Source organism: Stenotrophomonas sp. 10N36 (assembly GCF_056395005.1).
Genome location: NZ_JBFTIS010000007.1, coordinates 177,347 through 193,007, shown reverse-complemented (window position 1 = coordinate 193,007; position 15,661 = coordinate 177,347). Strand labels below are relative to the sequence as shown.

The 15,661-nt window shown below is 67.9% G+C and carries 9 protein-coding genes; 8 read left to right on the top strand and 1 reads right to left on the bottom strand.

From position 1 onward, the window contains the following. Positions 1–761 precede the first annotated feature (761 nt). Together smc and zipA are read left to right on the top strand one after the other, a co-directional pair. Positions 762–4,265 (top strand): chromosome segregation protein SMC, encoded by a 3,504-nt coding sequence (smc, locus tag AC1DCJ_RS09530; protein ID WP_428710595.1) that lies wholly within the window; start codon positions 762–764, stop codon positions 4,263–4,265. Between the two features lie 48 nt (positions 4,266–4,313). Further along, entirely contained in the window at positions 4,314–5,045 is a 732-nt protein-coding gene (gene zipA / locus AC1DCJ_RS09525; RefSeq protein WP_478070801.1) for a cell division protein ZipA, read from the top strand. A gap of 277 nt (positions 5,046–5,322) precedes the next feature. On the opposite strand, the gene AC1DCJ_RS09520 is transcribed toward zipA, so the two are convergent. Next, entirely contained in the window at positions 5,323–6,429 is a 1,107-nt protein-coding gene (locus AC1DCJ_RS09520; RefSeq protein ID WP_478070800.1) for a pyridoxal phosphate-dependent aminotransferase, read from the bottom strand. Between the two features lie 137 nt (positions 6,430–6,566). On the opposite strand from AC1DCJ_RS09520, the gene ligA reads away from it, so the two are divergent. The 6 genes from ligA (at position 6,567) to gyrA (ending at position 15,659) form a co-directional block, all read left to right on the top strand. Continuing rightward, on the top strand, positions 6,567–9,029 hold the full coding sequence (gene ligA / locus AC1DCJ_RS09515) for an NAD-dependent DNA ligase LigA (RefSeq protein ID WP_478070799.1): 2,463 nt from the start codon (positions 6,567–6,569) through the stop codon (positions 9,027–9,029). A gap of 51 nt (positions 9,030–9,080) precedes the next feature. Continuing rightward, complete coding sequence (locus tag AC1DCJ_RS09510; RefSeq protein ID WP_137189830.1) at positions 9,081–9,566, top strand: GNAT family N-acetyltransferase; 486 nt, start codon at positions 9,081–9,083, stop codon at positions 9,564–9,566. Then, positions 9,563–10,507, top strand: a complete 945-nt coding sequence (epmA, locus tag AC1DCJ_RS09505) for an EF-P lysine aminoacylase EpmA (protein WP_478070798.1) — start codon at positions 9,563–9,565, stop codon at positions 10,505–10,507. The genes AC1DCJ_RS09510 and epmA overlap by 4 nt, the downstream gene beginning before the upstream one ends. A 225-nt stretch (positions 10,508–10,732) precedes the next feature. Beyond that, positions 10,733–11,377 (top strand): DUF3011 domain-containing protein, encoded by a 645-nt coding sequence (locus tag AC1DCJ_RS09500; protein WP_478070817.1) that lies wholly within the window; start codon positions 10,733–10,735, stop codon positions 11,375–11,377. Positions 11,378–11,420: 43 nt separating this feature from the next. Next, complete coding sequence (gene mtnA / locus AC1DCJ_RS09495; protein WP_478070797.1) at positions 11,421–12,482, top strand: S-methyl-5-thioribose-1-phosphate isomerase; 1,062 nt, start codon at positions 11,421–11,423, stop codon at positions 12,480–12,482. Between the two features lie 462 nt (positions 12,483–12,944). Next, complete coding sequence (gyrA, locus tag AC1DCJ_RS09490) at positions 12,945–15,659, top strand: DNA gyrase subunit A (RefSeq protein WP_320491493.1); 2,715 nt, start codon at positions 12,945–12,947, stop codon at positions 15,657–15,659. The last annotated feature ends 2 nt before the right edge of the window (positions 15,660–15,661 follow it).

Genomic DNA, 15,661 nt, shown 5'->3' with positions numbered 1-15,661 from the left:
TTTGTTTTTTTCGAAGCTTAAGAGCTTAAAAGCTTGAAGCTTGAAGTTTGAAGCCAGATCAACGGCAGGTGCCGGCGCTTTGGTTCTTCCGGTGAGAGGGTGCCGGGTGGCCTTGGCCGGGACACGCCGTAAATCCATCCTTGGAGGCTCGTGGGCGCCTTGCTCGTTTGTGCAGTCCTGCACAAACGGCAAGACCGGGGTTGGGCGTCCTGCCCAACCCGTCCGGCGCATGCGCCGGACCCATGGCGCCCAACGGTCCCGGCCAAGGCCACCCGACACCCTCTGCCAGTTTTTCCACCGCGGGCGGGTAGAGCCACGCCATGCGTGGCTGGGGCAATGAAGCGGTGGGTAGGGTTATGTGATGCGTGGGGTGGGGTAGGTAGAGCCACGCCATTGGCGTGGCTCTACTCCCCAACTCACCCGTAACCCTGACGCTCCTTAATTGGACGCTCCGGAACAGATCGCAGCGCACCCCCCCCCCCCCCCCCCCCCGACCGCCCAGCCGAGGCCGACGCACCGAGCCTTTGCTCCAGCTCCAGCTCTGGCTCTGGCTCCGGCTCTGGACCTTAGCTCTACGCCTCTAACCAAAACCAACCCACCCCCACCGCCCGTGGAACACCCGCCCCGTTATACTCAGGCTATCGCGTCGCCCTTGGGGCCATTGAAACCCAGCAACATCAATGGCTTGAGGGTGGGAATCGCTCCGACATCCACCCTGGCGGGGGTCGTTTCAGGCCCTTGCCCCGGAAACCAATCCCGCCATGCGTCTGTCCACGATCAAGCTGTCCGGTTTCAAATCCTTCGTCGACCCGACCACCCTGCACCTGCCGACCAACATGACCGGCGTGGTGGGGCCCAATGGCTGTGGCAAGTCCAACATCATCGACGCCGTCCGCTGGGTCATGGGCGAAAGCTCCGCCAGCCGCCTCCGCGGTGACTCCCTCACCGACGTCATCTTCTCCGGCTCCTCGGCACGCAAGCCCGTCTCCCAGGCCACCGTCGAACTGATCTTCGACAACACCGACCACACCATCACCGGCGAGTACGCCTCCTTCAACGAAATCTCCGTCAAGCGCCAAGTCAGCCGCGACGGCAGTAGCAACTACTACCTCAACGGTACCAAGTGCCGCCGCCGCGACATCACCGACCTGTTCCTCGGCACCGGCCTCGGCCCGCGCAGCTACTCCATCATCGAACAGGGCATGATCAGCCAGATCATCGAAGCCCGCCCCGAAGACCTGCGCGTGTACCTCGAAGAAGCCGCCGGCATCTCCAAGTACAAGGAACGCCGCAAGGAAACCGAAACCCGCATCCGCCACACCCGCGAAAACCTCGACCGCCTCGGCGACCTGCGCGAGGAAATCGGCAAGCAGCTTGAACACCTCAAGCGCCAGGCGCGCCAGGCCGAGCAGTACCAGGCCCTGCAGGAAGAGCGCCGGGTCAAGGATGCCGAGTGGAAGGCGCTGGAATACCGCGGCCTCGACGGCCGCCTCGGCGGCCTGCGCGAAGCGCTCTCGCAGGAAGAAACCCGCCTGCAGCAGTTCATCGCCGAACAGCGCGACGCCGAAGCCCGCATCGAAACCAGCCGCGTGCGCCGCGAAGAAGCCGCCGATGCGCTCAGCACCGCCCAGGCCGAGGTGTACCAGGTGGGCAGCACGTTGGCCCGCCTCGAACAGCAGATCCAGCACCAGCGCGAAATGTCGCAGCGCCTCAACAAGGCGCGCGATGAAGCCCAGCAGGCCCTGGCCGAATTGGGCCAGCACATCAGCGGCGACGAAGCCAAACTGATGGTCCTGCGTGAGGCCGTGGACGACGCCGAGCCGCGCCTGGAACAGCTGCAGGAAGAAAACGAAATCAAGCAGGAAGCCCTGCGTGACGCCGAGGCCCGCCTGGCCGACTGGCAGCAGCGCTGGGAAGCCCACACCCGCAGCACCTCCGAAGCCTCGCGCGCCGGCGAAGTCGAACGCACCCGCGTCGACTACCTCGACCGCCAGGTACTGGAAGCCGACCGCCGCCGCGAAGCGCTGAGCGCCGAACGCGCCAGCCTGGACCTGGATGCGCTGGCCGAGGTGTTCGAAGAACTGCACCTGCAGCACCAGACCCAGAAAGAGGCGCTGGACGGCCTCAACGAGCAGGTTGAAGAACGCAAGCAGGCCGTGGCCGGCCTGCAGGACCGCCAGCGCACCGGGCAGACCGAACTGGCCGAGATCCGCAAGCAGGCCCAGGCCGCGCGCGGCCGCCTGTCGTCGCTGGAAACCCTGCAGCAGGCCGCGTTGGGCCAGGAGCAGGGTGCGGCGGTGGCGTGGCTGAAGGCGCGCGGACTGGATTCGGGTGCGCGCGTCGGCGAACGCTTGACCGTGGAAAGCGGCTGGGAAAACGCCGTGGAAAGCGCACTGGGCCAGTTGATCGAAGGCGTGCTGGTGGACGCTCCCGAACAGCTGGTGGCCGAACTGGCCGAACTCGGTGAGGGCCGCATTGCGCTGGTGTCCGACAGCCAGGCGCCGCTCAATGTGGCGCCAACCTCGCTGGCCGCCAAGGTGCAGGGCCCCACCGCCATCCGCCGGCTGCTGGCCCGGCTGCATGCCGCCGAAGACCTGGACGCCGCACGCACACTGCAGCCCACGCTGGCCGAGGGCGACTCGGTCATCACCCGTGGCGGCGAGCGCCTGGGCGACGGCTGGGTGCGCGTCTCGCGCTCCGGTGCGGCCAAGCAGGGCGCGCTGCTGCGCGAACGCGAGATCGTCACCCTGCGCGGTCAGATCGACACGCTGCAGGAGCGCGAAGCCGAACTGGAACAGCAGTTATCCGCGTTCCGTGAGCAGCTGCTGGCCGGCGAACAACACCGCGAAGACGCGCAGCGGCAGCTGTACCAGGCCCATCGCAGCGTCTCCGAACTGGGTGGCCAGCTGCAGAGCCAGCAGGGCAAGGTAGAGGCCGCGCGGACCCGCATCGACCGTATCGAAGGCGAACTGCTGCAGCTGCAGGAAACGCTGGATACCGGCCGTGAGCAGGTGCGCGAGGCGCGTGCGCGGCTCGACGATGCGGTCACCAGCATGGGCGACCTGGAATCGGTGCGGGCGTCGCTGGAAGGCGAACGCCGCCAGCTCACCGATGCCCGTGACCAGGCCCGCGACCACGCCCGCAACGTGCGCGAGAGCGCGCATTCGCTGGCGCTGACGCTGGAATCGCAGCGCACCCAGATTGCCTCGCTGAGCCAGGCGCTGGAGCGCATGAGCACCCAGCGTGGCCAGCTAGACACCCGTCTGGGCGAACTGCATTCCCAGCTGGACCAGGGCGATACGCCCGTACAGACCCTGCAGGCCGAACACCAGAATGCCCTCAGCGAACGCGTGCGCGCCGACCGCGTACTGGGCGAAGCGCGCACCCTGCTCGATGGCATCGACGCCGAACTGCGCAACTTCGAACAGACCCGCCACAAGCGCGACGAGCAGGCGCTGGCCCAGCGCGAGCGCATCTCCCAGCGCAAACTGGACCAGCAGGCGCTGGTGCTGAGTGCCGACCAGCTGTCGGCCTCGGTGGAGAAGGCCGGCTTCGTCCTGCAGGACGTGATCAACAGCCTGCCTGAAGATGCCCGCGTGACCGACTGGGAACAGTCGGTGCACCAGATCGACGGGCGCATGCGCCGCCTTGAGCCGGTCAACCTGGCCGCCATCCAGGAGTACGGCGAGGCCTCGCAGCGTTCGGAGTACCTGGACGCGCAGAACACCGACCTGACCACCGCGCTGGAAACCCTGGAAGACGCCATCCGCAAGATCGATCGCGAAACCCGTGGCCGCTTCAAGGACACCTTCGACCGCGTCAACGCCGGCGTGCAGCAGCTGTACCCGCGCCTGTTCGGCGGTGGCCATGCCTACCTGGAACTGACCGGTGAAGACCTTCTCGACACCGGTGTGGCCATCATGGCGCGACCGCCGGGCAAGCGCGTGTCGAGCATCTCGCTGCTGTCCGGTGGCGAGAAGGCGATGACTGCGGTGGCGCTGGTGTTTGCGATCTTCCAGCTCAACCCGGCGCCGTTCTGCCTGCTGGACGAGGTGGACGCGCCGCTGGACGAAGCCAACGTCGGCCGCCTGGCCAACATGGTCAAGGAAATGAGTGAAAAGGTGCAGTTCCTGTTCGTCAGCCACAACAAGGCCACCATGGAAGCGGCACACCAGTTGTCGGGCGTGACCATGCGCGAACCGGGCGTCAGCCGCCTGGTCAGCGTGGACCTGGAAGAGGCGGCACGATTGGCGGGCGCCGCCTGACGTGCCATCCTTAGTACCTGAACGTATTTAGCCGGAGACCCCCACCGAATGTCCGACATGGCACTGCTCCGCATCGGCATCCTGGCCGCCGGCCTGCTGTTGATCGCCGCGATCTTCCTGTTTGGCCGTCCGAAGAAAAAATCGCAGGGTCGCCGCGTCGACACCGCCGAGAACGGTACGGGCGCGCGCCGTGAGCCCAGCCTGGGCGAAGGCGAGGGCAGCGATGCCGTCGCTGGCAGCACTGGCGAGGACGGTGTGACCCAACCCGAACTGGGTCTGCCCGATGTCGACGCTGCCGCCAGCGACCTGGGCAAGCGCGCCAGCCAGGATTTCGACAAGATCGTGTCGTTGTTCGTGGCCGCCCGCGCCGGTGAACAGCTGCGGGGCGAAGACATCGTGGTGGCCGCTGAAAAGACCGGCCTGGTGTTTGGCCACATGAACGTGTTCCACCGCCTGGTCGAGGGTCACCCCGAGCGCGGCCCGATCTTCTCGATGGCCAGCATCATGAAGCCGGGCAGCTTCGACATGGCCAACATCCGCGAGATGGAAACCCCGGCGATCGCCTTCTTCCTCACCCTGCCGGCGCCGCTGACCGCGCTGGACGCGTGGGAAAAGATGCTGCCGACCGTGCAGCGCATGGGCGAACTGCTCGACGGCGTGGTCCTGGACGACAGCCGCAACGCCCTGGGCCGCCAGCGCATCGCGCACATCCGCGACGAACTGCGCGCCTACGACCGCCAGCACCAGGCCCCGCCGCTCACGAAAGCCCCGCGCTGGTAACGCCCACCCGGTGGGCATCGACCGTCGGTCGATGCGCGATGGCGGCCCGACGCGCGATGTCAATGCGCTTTGCGGCCCAACGTACGTTGAGGCGGTAGGCATCGACCGTTGGTCGATGCGTTTTGCGGCCCAACGTACGATGCAATGGTAGGCATCGACCGTTGGTCGATGCCCTTTGCGGTAGTGCCGGCCGCTGGCCGGCAACCTCGGATACCCGGAACGAAGAGCAGCCGACCAACGGTCGGCCGAAGCAAGAGCAGCCGACCAACGGTCGGCTCTACCCGGTTATCGCCGCGAACGCGTCGCGGAACCGGGCCATCTCTGCCGCCGTGCCCACCGTTACCCGCACCCGCTGCGGCCAGATCGGCCAACTGCGGCCAATCACCACGCCGTGCTCGGCCATGGCCGCAGTGAAGGCGCTGCCATCGCGCTTGACGTCCACCACGAAGCAGTTGGCTTCGGTCGGCACACAGGCGAAGCCGCGCGCCGCCAGCCAGGCCACGGTGGCCTGCCGCACCTGCGCGTTCTCCGCCTTGCGCTGCGCCACCAGGCCCGGCGCGCGCAGGCTGGCCAGGCCGGCCGCAAGCGCGGTGACCGGCAGCGGGTTGTCGCCCAGGCTGGCCAGCTCGCGCAGCCGGTCCGGGTGTGCGGCGGCCACGCCCAGGCGCAACCCGGCCATGCCGTACAGCTTGGAAAACGTGCGCAGCACGATCACATCGTCGCGCTGCATCACCTGGCCGATCACCGAGCGCTGCTCGCTGTACTGCAGGTAGGCCTCGTCAACCAGCACCCGCGTCTGCCGGGGCTTGTTGGCCAGCAGCCAGGCGATGTCGGCGGCCGGGGTGATCGACCCGGTGGGGTTGTTCGGATTGCACAGATACAGCAGGCCGGCGTTGATCCGCGCAGCCGCAGCAGCCATCGCGCGTACGTCATGCGCGCCGTCCTCGCGCAGCGGAACCTTGGCCACGGTGGCGCCGCGCGCGGCAGCCAGGTCGCCCAGCGCTTCGAAGGTGGGGTCGGCCACCACCAGCCCGGCGCTGGCCGAGGTCCACAGGATCGCGGCGCGGTTGAGCGGCTCGCTGGAGCCCGGGTACAGCCGCACGTGGTCCTTGCCGATGCCTTCCTGCATGGCGAACAGGTCGCGCAGCTCACCGGCCAGCGCGAACAGATAGCGCCCGCTGCCAGCCACGATCTCGCGCGCGGCTGCCTGCGCCACCGGCGCCGGGCCATACGGGCATTCGTTGAAGTTCAGCAGCACCGGGCCGCCGACAGCGCTGGCACGCAACGGGGAGGCCGACACGGTCGACACACCCAGTCCGGACAAGGCCAGGCCGGTACCGGCCAACTGCAGGAACGAACGGCGGGAAGGGGCGGCAACGGTCACGTAACACCTGCACAGAGGGACTTGGCGCACGCTAACCCTGTGCCGGGTTGCCGGCAATAGCCACGCGGCACCGCTGCGGGGTGGCTGCCGGGCACCGCAGGCCATAAAATCAACAGCCCTTTCAGGATCCCTCCCGGATGAGCCCCAGCCCCGCTGAACGTGCCGAGGCACTGCGCCGCCAGATCGACGATGCCGGCACGGCCTACCACGAGCGCGACGAGCAGCTCATTCCGGATGCGGAGTACGACCGCCTGGTGCGCGAGCTGGAAGCACTGGAGCTGGCCCACCCGGACCTGGCCGTTGCCGATTCCCCCACCCAGCGCGTGGGCGGCAAGGCCTCATCGCGGTTTGCCGAAGTACGCCATGCCGTGCCGATGCTGTCGCTGGGCAATGCCTTCAGCGACGAGGAAGTGCAGGATTTCGTGCGCCGCATCAGCGAGCGCCTGCGCCGCGATGCGCTGTACTTCTCCGCCGAACCCAAGCTCGACGGCCTGGCCATCAGCCTGCGCTACGAGAACGGGCGCTTCGTGCAGGGCGCCACCCGGGGTGATGGCAGCACCGGCGAGGACGTCAGCGCCAACCTGCGCCAGATCGCGGTGATTCCGCAGGTGCTGCAGGGCGCCGGCTGGCCGGACGTGCTGGAAGTGCGCGGCGAGGTGTACATGGCACGCGCCGATTTCGAGGCCTACAACGCGCAGGCGCGCCTGCACGACGGCAAGGTGCTGGCCAACCCGCGCAACGCCGCGGCCGGTTCCCTGCGCCAGCTGGACCCGAAGATGAGCGCCCGGCGCAAGCTCAGCTTCTACGCCTACGGCACCGGGCAGGTAGAGGGCGGTGAACTGCCGCCCACCCATTCGGCCACGCTGGCGCAGCTGCGGGCGTGGGGCTTCCCGGTCAGCGACCTGTGCCAGGTGGTGGAGGGCAGCGCGGGCCTGTTGGCCTATTACCGCGACATCGGCGAACGCCGCGACGGGCTGGCCTTCGACATCGACGGCGTGGTCTACAAGCTGGACGACCGCGCCGGGCAGGAAACCATGGGGTTCGTGTCGCGCGCGCCGCGCTGGGCGATCGCGCACAAATTCCCCGCGCAGGAACAGACCACCACGGTGGAGGCGATCGAGATCCAGATCGGCCGCACCGGCGCCGCCACCCCCGTGGCGCGCCTGAATCCGGTGGCCGTGGCGGGGGTGATCGTGTCCAACGCCACCCTGCACAACGCCGACCAGATCCAGCGCCTTGACGTGCGCGTGGGCGACACGGTGATCGTGCGCCGTGCCGGCGATGTGATTCCCGAAGTGGTCAGCGTCATCGCCGAACGCCGTCCGGCCGGCACCACGCCCTGGCAGATGCCGGCGCAGTGCCCGGTGTGCGGGTCGGAGATCGTGCGCGAAGAGGGCGAAGCCGTGTGGCGTTGCTCGGGCGAACTGAGCTGCCCGGCGCAGCGCAAGGAAGCCATCGCGCACTTCGCCTCGCGCCGCGCCATGGACATCGACGGCCTGGGCGGCAAGTACATTGAAACCCTGGTCGACGCCGGCATCGTACGCGGCGTAGCCGACCTGTACCGGCTCACCCGCGACCAGCTGCTGCACCTGAAGCTGGTGCTGGACGCTGAAACGCCCGAGGCCCTTGCGGCGCAGATCGGCCTGCACCTGCCACCGGAAGGCAGCGGCGACTACCTGCGCGCCATCCTGGAGCTCGATGGCAACGACGCCGGCTGGCGCGCCACGGCGCTGGCGATGCCGGCCGCCTTCGCTTGGAACACCAAGAAGATCGCCACGCGCTGGGCCGACAACCTGATCGCGGCGATCGACGCCAGCCGCGACACCACGCTGGAACGCCTGCTGTTCGCGCTGGGGATCGAAAACGTCGGTGAGAACACCTCCAAGGGGCTGTCCACCTGGTTCGGCGACCTGGAGCTGATCCGCCACCTGCCGTGGCCGTTGTTCAAGCGCGTGCCGGACATCGGCGGGGAAGTGGCGCGCTCGCTCGGTCACTTCTTCGAGCAGTCGGGCAATCAGGACGCCATCGACGCGCTGCTGCAGGTGGGCCAGGTGCGCATCGGCGATATGCACGCGCCGTCGGCGAAGCTGCGTGACGGCCTGGATTTCGCCCAGGTGCTGGTGGAGGCGGAGATTCCCGGCATCACCCGCCTGCGCGCCGAAAAGCTCACCGCCGCGCTGCCCGATGCGGCCGCGCTGGTGGACGCCGAGCCGGTGCGTTTCGTGGCGGCCGGTCTGCCCAACGAAGTGGCGCTTGGCCTGGCCGACTGGCTGGACCGCGACGGCCATGCGCAGATGCTGCTCAAGGCCGATGCGTACCGCCACACGCTGCTGACCCGCGCGCCGGAACAGACCGAGCAGGTGGCCGGCCCGCTGGACGGTCAGACCGTGGTGCTGACCGGTACGCTGGCGCAGATGACCCGTGACGAAGCCAAGGCGCGGCTGGAAGCGCTGGGTGCCAAGGTGTCGGGCAGCGTGTCCAAGAAAACCGCCTTCGTGGTGGCCGGCACCGAGGCCGGGTCCAAGCTGACCAAGGCTGGGGAACTGGGCATCGAGGTGTGGGACGAAGACCGCCTGGTTGCGTTCCTGGCGCAGCACTGAACCCACGGCGGGGCGGCTGCGCCCCGCCGTCCCGCATCACCGGAGAGCCCCATGCACACTGCCGTCCTCGACTTCCGCCTGGCCACCGTGGCCGACACCGATCTGCTGATCGGGCTGATGCGCGAGTTCTACGCCGAAGACCAGCTGGACTTCGACGATGCACGGGTCCGCATCGCGTTGGCCGCGCTGCTGGAAGAGCCCCGCAACGGCGAAGTGCTGCTGTGGCTGGACGACGCGGGCAGCGTGGTTGGCTATGCGGCGCTGGCGATGGGCTTCAGCCTGGAGCAGGGCGGTCATTTCGCGCTGCTCGACGAGCTGTACCTGCAGCATGCCGCGCGCGGGCGTGGGCGCGGGAAGCAGGCGCTGGCCATCCTGGAACAGCGTGCCAATGCGCGCGGTGTGGCGCGCATGCGGCTGGAAGTGAACCACCACAACGAACTGGCGCGGCGGCTGTACCTGGCCACCGGCTACGTCGACGACACCCGCGACCTGCTCACCCTGCCACTCGCGCAGCGGCTGAAGGACGCGCGCGCATGATCGCCGCGCTGCGCCAGCGTGCCGCGCTGAACGCGTTGATCCGTGCGTTCTTCGCCGCCCGCGATGTGCTGGAAGTGGAAACGCCGATCCTGTCGGCCGCCGGCAACACCGAGCCGAACATCGACAGCTTCCACACCCGTTTCAGTGGCCACGTTGATGCCGGCAGCCCGCAGCGCTGGTTGCGCACCTCGCCGGAGTACCCGCTCAAGCGCCTGCTCGCCGCCGGCGTGGGCGACTGCTACGAACTCGGGCGGGTGTTCCGCAATGGCGAAGCCGGTGGCCGCCACAATCCCGAGTTCACCATGCTGGAGTGGTACCGGGTGGGCTGGGACCACCACCGGCTGATCGAGGAAACCGTTGCGCTGGTCCGCGCCGCACTCGGCCTGGTGCAGCGCACCGCCGATCTGCGCGTGGTCGACTACCGCAGCCTGTACCAGCAGCACCTCGGCGTTGACCCGTTCGACGCGCCGCTGGAACAGCTGCAGGCGCCGCTGGCGGCGGTGCGCATCGATGCCGAGGGCCTCACCCGCGACGACTGGCTGGACCTGCTGATGACCCATTGCATCCAGCCCGCGTTCGATGACGACAGCATGACCGTCGTACACGACTGGCCGGCCAGCCAGGCCGCGCTGGCGCGCATTCGCCCGGGCACGCCCCCGCTGGCCGAGCGCTTCGAGCTGTACCTTGGCGCGGTGGAACTGGCCAACGGCTATCACGAGCTGAACGACGCCGCTGAACAACGCGCGCGCTTCACCCGCGACCATGCCGTGCGTACGGCGCGTGGCGCTGTGCTGCCGCCGTTGGACGAGCCATTGCTGCAGGCCTTGCCGGACCTGCCCGATTGCGCCGGCGTTGCGGTCGGGGTGGACCGCCTGTTGATGGCGATGAACCGCACCACGCGGATTGCGGACGTGCTGGCCATCGATTTCGCCCACGCCTGAACGCATAAGGTGCGTGATTGCCGCGTGTACGTCTTGCGCGACCTGCACGATGATGCTCTGATCACAGCGCATGCCCGAAGGTAGGCGCGTGATCGTTCAGTTGCGGCGGGGAAAGGGTTGATGAAGCTGTGGGAAGTTGCCGAACTGCCGTCATGGAGCGCGCCGCGCTGGACGTGGACGTGGTGGACGCTGGTGTTGTGCAGCAGCGTGCTGCCGGCCACGGCGATGGCCGACCAGACGGGGTACGAAGCGCAGGTAGTGCGCTGCCAGTCGCGTGACATGGAATGGGTGCATTGCGACATGCCCGTGGCCAACGGCGTGGAGCTGATCCGCCAGTTGTCCGACAGCAGCTGCATCCGCGGCACCGAGTGGGGCACCGATCGTTCCGGCGTGTGGGTCACGCTGGGCTGCCGTGCCGAATTCCGCAGCCGACCGGCAGGCGGCGCCAGTACCGGCACTGCACGGCAGGTGCGCCGGGTGCTGCGCTGCGAATCCAGTGGCCGGCCGCAGAGCTGCCCGGTGGCATTGCAGGGCGCACCGGTGCGCCTGCTGCGCCAGCTGTCGGCGATGCCGTGCCGCGAAGGCCACAGTTGGGGCGTGCGGCGCAACGAAGTGTGGGTGACCCGCGGTTGCCAAGGCGACTTCGAGGTAGGGGCCGCCGACGGCTCCGGTTTCCTGGATGCGCCGCGCACGCTGGTGTGCGAATCCAAGTCGCGCCAGCGCCGTTTCTGCGGGGCGACCATCGGCAAGGGCGCGCGCCTGTCCAAGCAGTTGTCCGGCAGCCCCTGCGAGGAAGGCCGCGGCTGGGGTTGGGATGCGCGCGGGGTGTGGGTGGACGACGGCTGCCGCGCCGAGTTCCAGGTCAACTGAGCCGCGCTTTGGCGGCTTCGCCGTGCGCCGCTACAATGATGCGATGAACGCATCCACCGACATCGACTACGCCCGTTACGACCATATCCGCCCGATCCTGTGGACCGGCGATACCCTGCAACTGCTCGACCAGCGCAAGCTGCCGTTCGTGGTGGAGCACGTGGAATGCCGCGACAGTGACGCCGTGGCCGAGGCCATCCATGCGCTCACCGTGCGTGGCGCGCCGGCGATCGGCATTGCCGCCGCCTGGGGTGTGGTGCTGGCCGCCGTCGGGGTGCAGGCCGACGATGGCGCGCAGGCGCTGGCGAAGCTGGAACCGGCCCTGCAGCGGCTCAACGCGTCCCGCCCGACCGCCGTCAACCTGGCCTGGGCGCTGGCCCGCATGCGCCGCGCGCTGGCCCCGGCCGGTGCCGACTGGCAGCAGGTGCTGGCCACTGAGGCCCAGGCCATCGCCGATGAAGATCTGGCCGCCAACCGCCACATGGGCGCGCTCGGCGCGGGCCTGATCGAGGCCGGCAGTGGCGTGCTCACCCACTGCAATACCGGCTCGCTGGCCACCGCCGGGTTCGGCACCGCGCTGGGCGTGATCCGCGCCGGCATGGCCCAGCACCGCATCGCCAAGGTCTTCGCCGGGGAAACCCGGCCGTGGCTGCAGGGCGCGCGCCTGACCGTGTGGGAGCTGCAGCAGGACGGCATCGACGCCACCCTGATCGCCGATTCGGCCGCCTCGCACCTGATGAAGACCGGGGCGGTGCAGTGGGTGATCGTCGGCGCGGACCGCATCTGTGCCAACGGTGACACCGCCAACAAGATCGGCACCTACCAGCTGGCCATCGCCGCCCGCCACCACGGGGTCAAGTTCATGGTGGTGGCGCCGTCCTCCACGGTGGACATGGACACCGCCGACGGCGAGCAGATCGAGATCGAGCAGCGCGATCCGGGCGAGTTGTACGGGGTAGGGGGCACGCGCACCGTGGCCGAAGGCATCGCCGCCTGGAACCCGGTGTTCGACGTCACCCCGGGCAGCCTGATCGATGCCATCGTGACCGAGCGCGGGGTGATCCTGAATCCGACGGTGACCAACATGCAGGCCGCGTTCGGCTGATGCCGGTGCGGCGTGCGGCCGCCGCGCGCCACGAACGGTGGCCCCATGCCACGACCAACGGTCGCCGCATGACACGACCAACGGTCGTGGCCTACCCGGATCGGGATGGGTCGTTTGATGCCACGACCAACGGTCGTGGCCTACCGGATCGGGGTGGGGGCATACCAGATCGGGGTGGGGGCATGCCGGATCATCGGGGTGGGTGGCGTACCGGGCTTGGGGTGGTGGCCTGGCCCCGCCCGGGTAGGTACCGACCGTTGGTCGGTACGGCTTTCCCGGCAGAACCCCGGCCGCACCCGCAACGCCTCCGTAAGTTCCTGATTCTTGCCGGTAAAACGCCCGTAAAAGCAGGCGGAAAACGGCCCGTTGTGCTAGACTTCAACGGTTAATCGAGATTCCGACGCGACCGCCCCGAAAGGGCGGGCGCGACGGACTGGACCGCTCCCAGACAACGGAACCCGAATGGCAGAAACCGCCAAGGAAATCATCCAGGTCAACCTGGAAGACGAGATGCGCAAGAGTTACCTCGATTACGCGATGAGCGTGATCGTGGGCCGCGCCCTCCCGGATGCGCGCGATGGCCTCAAGCCGGTGCATCGCCGCGTGCTGTTCGCGATGAGCGAGTTGAACGCGCACAGCAACAAGCCTTACTTCAAGTCGGCCCGTATCGTCGGTGACGTCATCGGTAAGTACCACCCGCATGGCGATCAGTCGGTGTACGACACGCTGGTGCGTCTGGCACAGCCGTTCTCGCTGCGCTACATGCTGGTCGATGGCCAGGGTAACTTCGGTTCGGTCGACGGCGACTCCGCCGCCGCCATGCGATACACCGAAGCCCGCATGTCCAAGCTCACCCATGAGCTGATGGCCGACCTGGACAAGGAAACCGTCGATTTCCAGCCCAACTACGACGAAAAGGAACTGGAGCCGACGGTCATGCCGACCCGGTTCCCGAACCTGCTGGTCAACGGTTCGGCCGGTATCGCGGTGGGCATGGCGACCAACATTCCGCCGCACAACCTCACCGAGTCCATCAACGCCTGCATCGCGCTGATCGACAACCCCGAGATCGACGTCGACGGCCTGATGGAGTACATCCCGGGCCCGGACTTCCCGACCGCGGGCATCATCAACGGTACCGCCGGCATCGTCGCCGGTTACCGGACCGGGCGTGGCCGGGTGCGCATCCGTGCCAAGGCGGACATCGAGGTGGCCGACAACGGCCGCGAATCGATCATCGTCACCGAGATCCCGTACCAGGTGAACAAGGCCCGGTTGATCGAAAAGATCGCCGAGCTGGTCAAGGAAAAGAAGCTCGAAGGCATCAGCGAACTGCGCGATGAGTCCGACAAGGACGGCATGCGCATCTTCATCGAGATCAAGCGCGGCGAGTCGGCGGAAGTTGTGTTGAACAACCTCTACCAGCAGACCCAGATGGAGTCGGTGTTCGGCATCAACATGGTGGCGCTGGTCGATGGCCGCCCGCAGTTGATGAACCTCAAGCAGATGCTCGAGGCGTTCGTGCGCCATCGCCGCGAAGTGGTCACCCGCCGCACCGTGTACGAGCTGCGCAAGGCGCGCGCCCGTGCCCACGTGCTGGAAGGCCTCACCGTTGCGCTGGCCAACATCGACGAGATGATCGAACTGATCAAGACCTCGCCCAATCCCGGTGAAGCACGCGAGCGCATGCTGGCGCGCTTGTGGGAGCCGGGCCTGGTCGGGTCGATGCTGGGCGCTGCCGGCGCGGAAACCTCGCGTCCGGAAGACCTGCCCAAGGGCGTGGGCCTGATCACCGGCGGCTACCAGCTGACCGAGATCCAGGCCACCCAGATTCTGGAAATGCGCCTGCACCGCCTGACCGGGCTGGAGCAGGACCGCCTGACCGAAGAGTACAAACTGCTGCTGGAAACCATCGCCGGGCTGATCCACATCTTGGAAGATCCGGACCGCCTGCTGCAGGTCATCCGCGAAGAGCTGATCAACGTGCGTACCGAGTTCGGCGACGAACGCCGCACCGAGATCCGCCACAGCGAAGAAGACCTGGACATCCTCGACCTGATCGCCCCGGAAGACGTGGTGGTCACCCTGTCGCATGCCGGTTACGTCAAGCGCCAGCCGGTCAGCGCCTACCGCGCCCAGCGTCGTGGCGGCCGTGGCCGCAGCGCGGCGTCGACCAAGGAAGAGGATTTCATCGAGCAGCTGTGGCTGGTCAACACGCATGACACGCTGTTGACCTTCACCAGCGCGGGCAAGGTGTTCTGGCTGCCGGTGCACCAGTTGCCCGAAGCCGGTTCCAACGCGCGTGGCCGCCCGATCATCAACTGGATTCCGCTGGAACCCGGTGAGCGGGTGCAGGCCGTGCTGCCGGTGCGCGAGTACGCCGAACGCCAGTTCGTGTTCTTCGCCACCCGCAACGGCACGGTCAAAAAGACCCCGCTCAGCGAGTTCGCCTTCCGTCTGGCGCGCGGCAAGATCGCGATCAACCTCGACGAAGGCGATGCGCTGGTGGGCGTCGGCCTGACCGACGGTGAGCGCGACATCCTGCTGTTCGCCTCCAACGGCAAGACCGTGCGCTTCGGTGAAGACAAGGTCCGCTCGATGGGCCGTACCGCCACCGGCGTGCGCGGCATCAAGATGCCCAAGGGCGAAGAGGTCGTGAGCCTGATCGTGGCCGAGAGTGCCGGCGGCAACGAGGACGAGAACGAGGACGACGTCACCGTCGAAGAAACCGTGATCGAGAACGGCGATGCCGTGATCGAGGTCGGTGACGACGACGGCATGTACATCCTGACCGCTACCGAGAACGGCTACGGCAAGCGCACCCCGCTGCCGGATTACCCGCGCAAGGGCCGCGGCACCCAAGGTGTCATCGGCATCCAGACCACCGAGCGCAACGGCAAGCTGGTCAGCGCGGTGCTGATGGGCGCAGCCGATGAAGTGCTGCTGATCTCCGATGGCGGCACCTTGGTGCGTACCCGTGGTTCGGAAATCAGCCGCGTCGGCCGCAACACCCAGGGCGTCACCCTGATCCGTCTGTCCAAGGACGAGAAGCTGCAGGCGGTTGAACGCATGGATGCGTCGATCGGTGACGACGAACTGGTGGACGTGGTGCCCGTTGCCGGGGACGCCGCCGCGGCGGCGCCTGCCGCCACCGACGAGCAGACCCCGCAGGGCTGATC

Bases quoted from the DNA above. Each gene is read 5' to 3' on its own strand.
- smc (WP_428710595.1), top strand. From the start codon at position 762: ATGCGTCTGTCCACGATCAAGCTGTCCGGTTTCAAATCCTTCGTCGAC.
- zipA (WP_478070801.1), top strand. From the start codon at position 4,314: ATGTCCGACATGGCACTGCTCCGCATCGGCATCCTGGCCGCCGGCCTG.
- ligA (WP_478070799.1), top strand. From the start codon at position 6,567: ATGAGCCCCAGCCCCGCTGAACGTGCCGAGGCACTGCGCCGCCAGATC.
- AC1DCJ_RS09510 (WP_137189830.1), top strand. From the start codon at position 9,081: ATGCACACTGCCGTCCTCGACTTCCGCCTGGCCACCGTGGCCGACACC.
- epmA (WP_478070798.1), top strand. From the start codon at position 9,563: ATGATCGCCGCGCTGCGCCAGCGTGCCGCGCTGAACGCGTTGATCCGT.
- AC1DCJ_RS09500 (WP_478070817.1), top strand. From the start codon at position 10,733: ATGGCCGACCAGACGGGGTACGAAGCGCAGGTAGTGCGCTGCCAGTCG.
- mtnA (WP_478070797.1), top strand. From the start codon at position 11,421: ATGAACGCATCCACCGACATCGACTACGCCCGTTACGACCATATCCGC.
- gyrA (WP_320491493.1), top strand. From the start codon at position 12,945: ATGGCAGAAACCGCCAAGGAAATCATCCAGGTCAACCTGGAAGACGAG.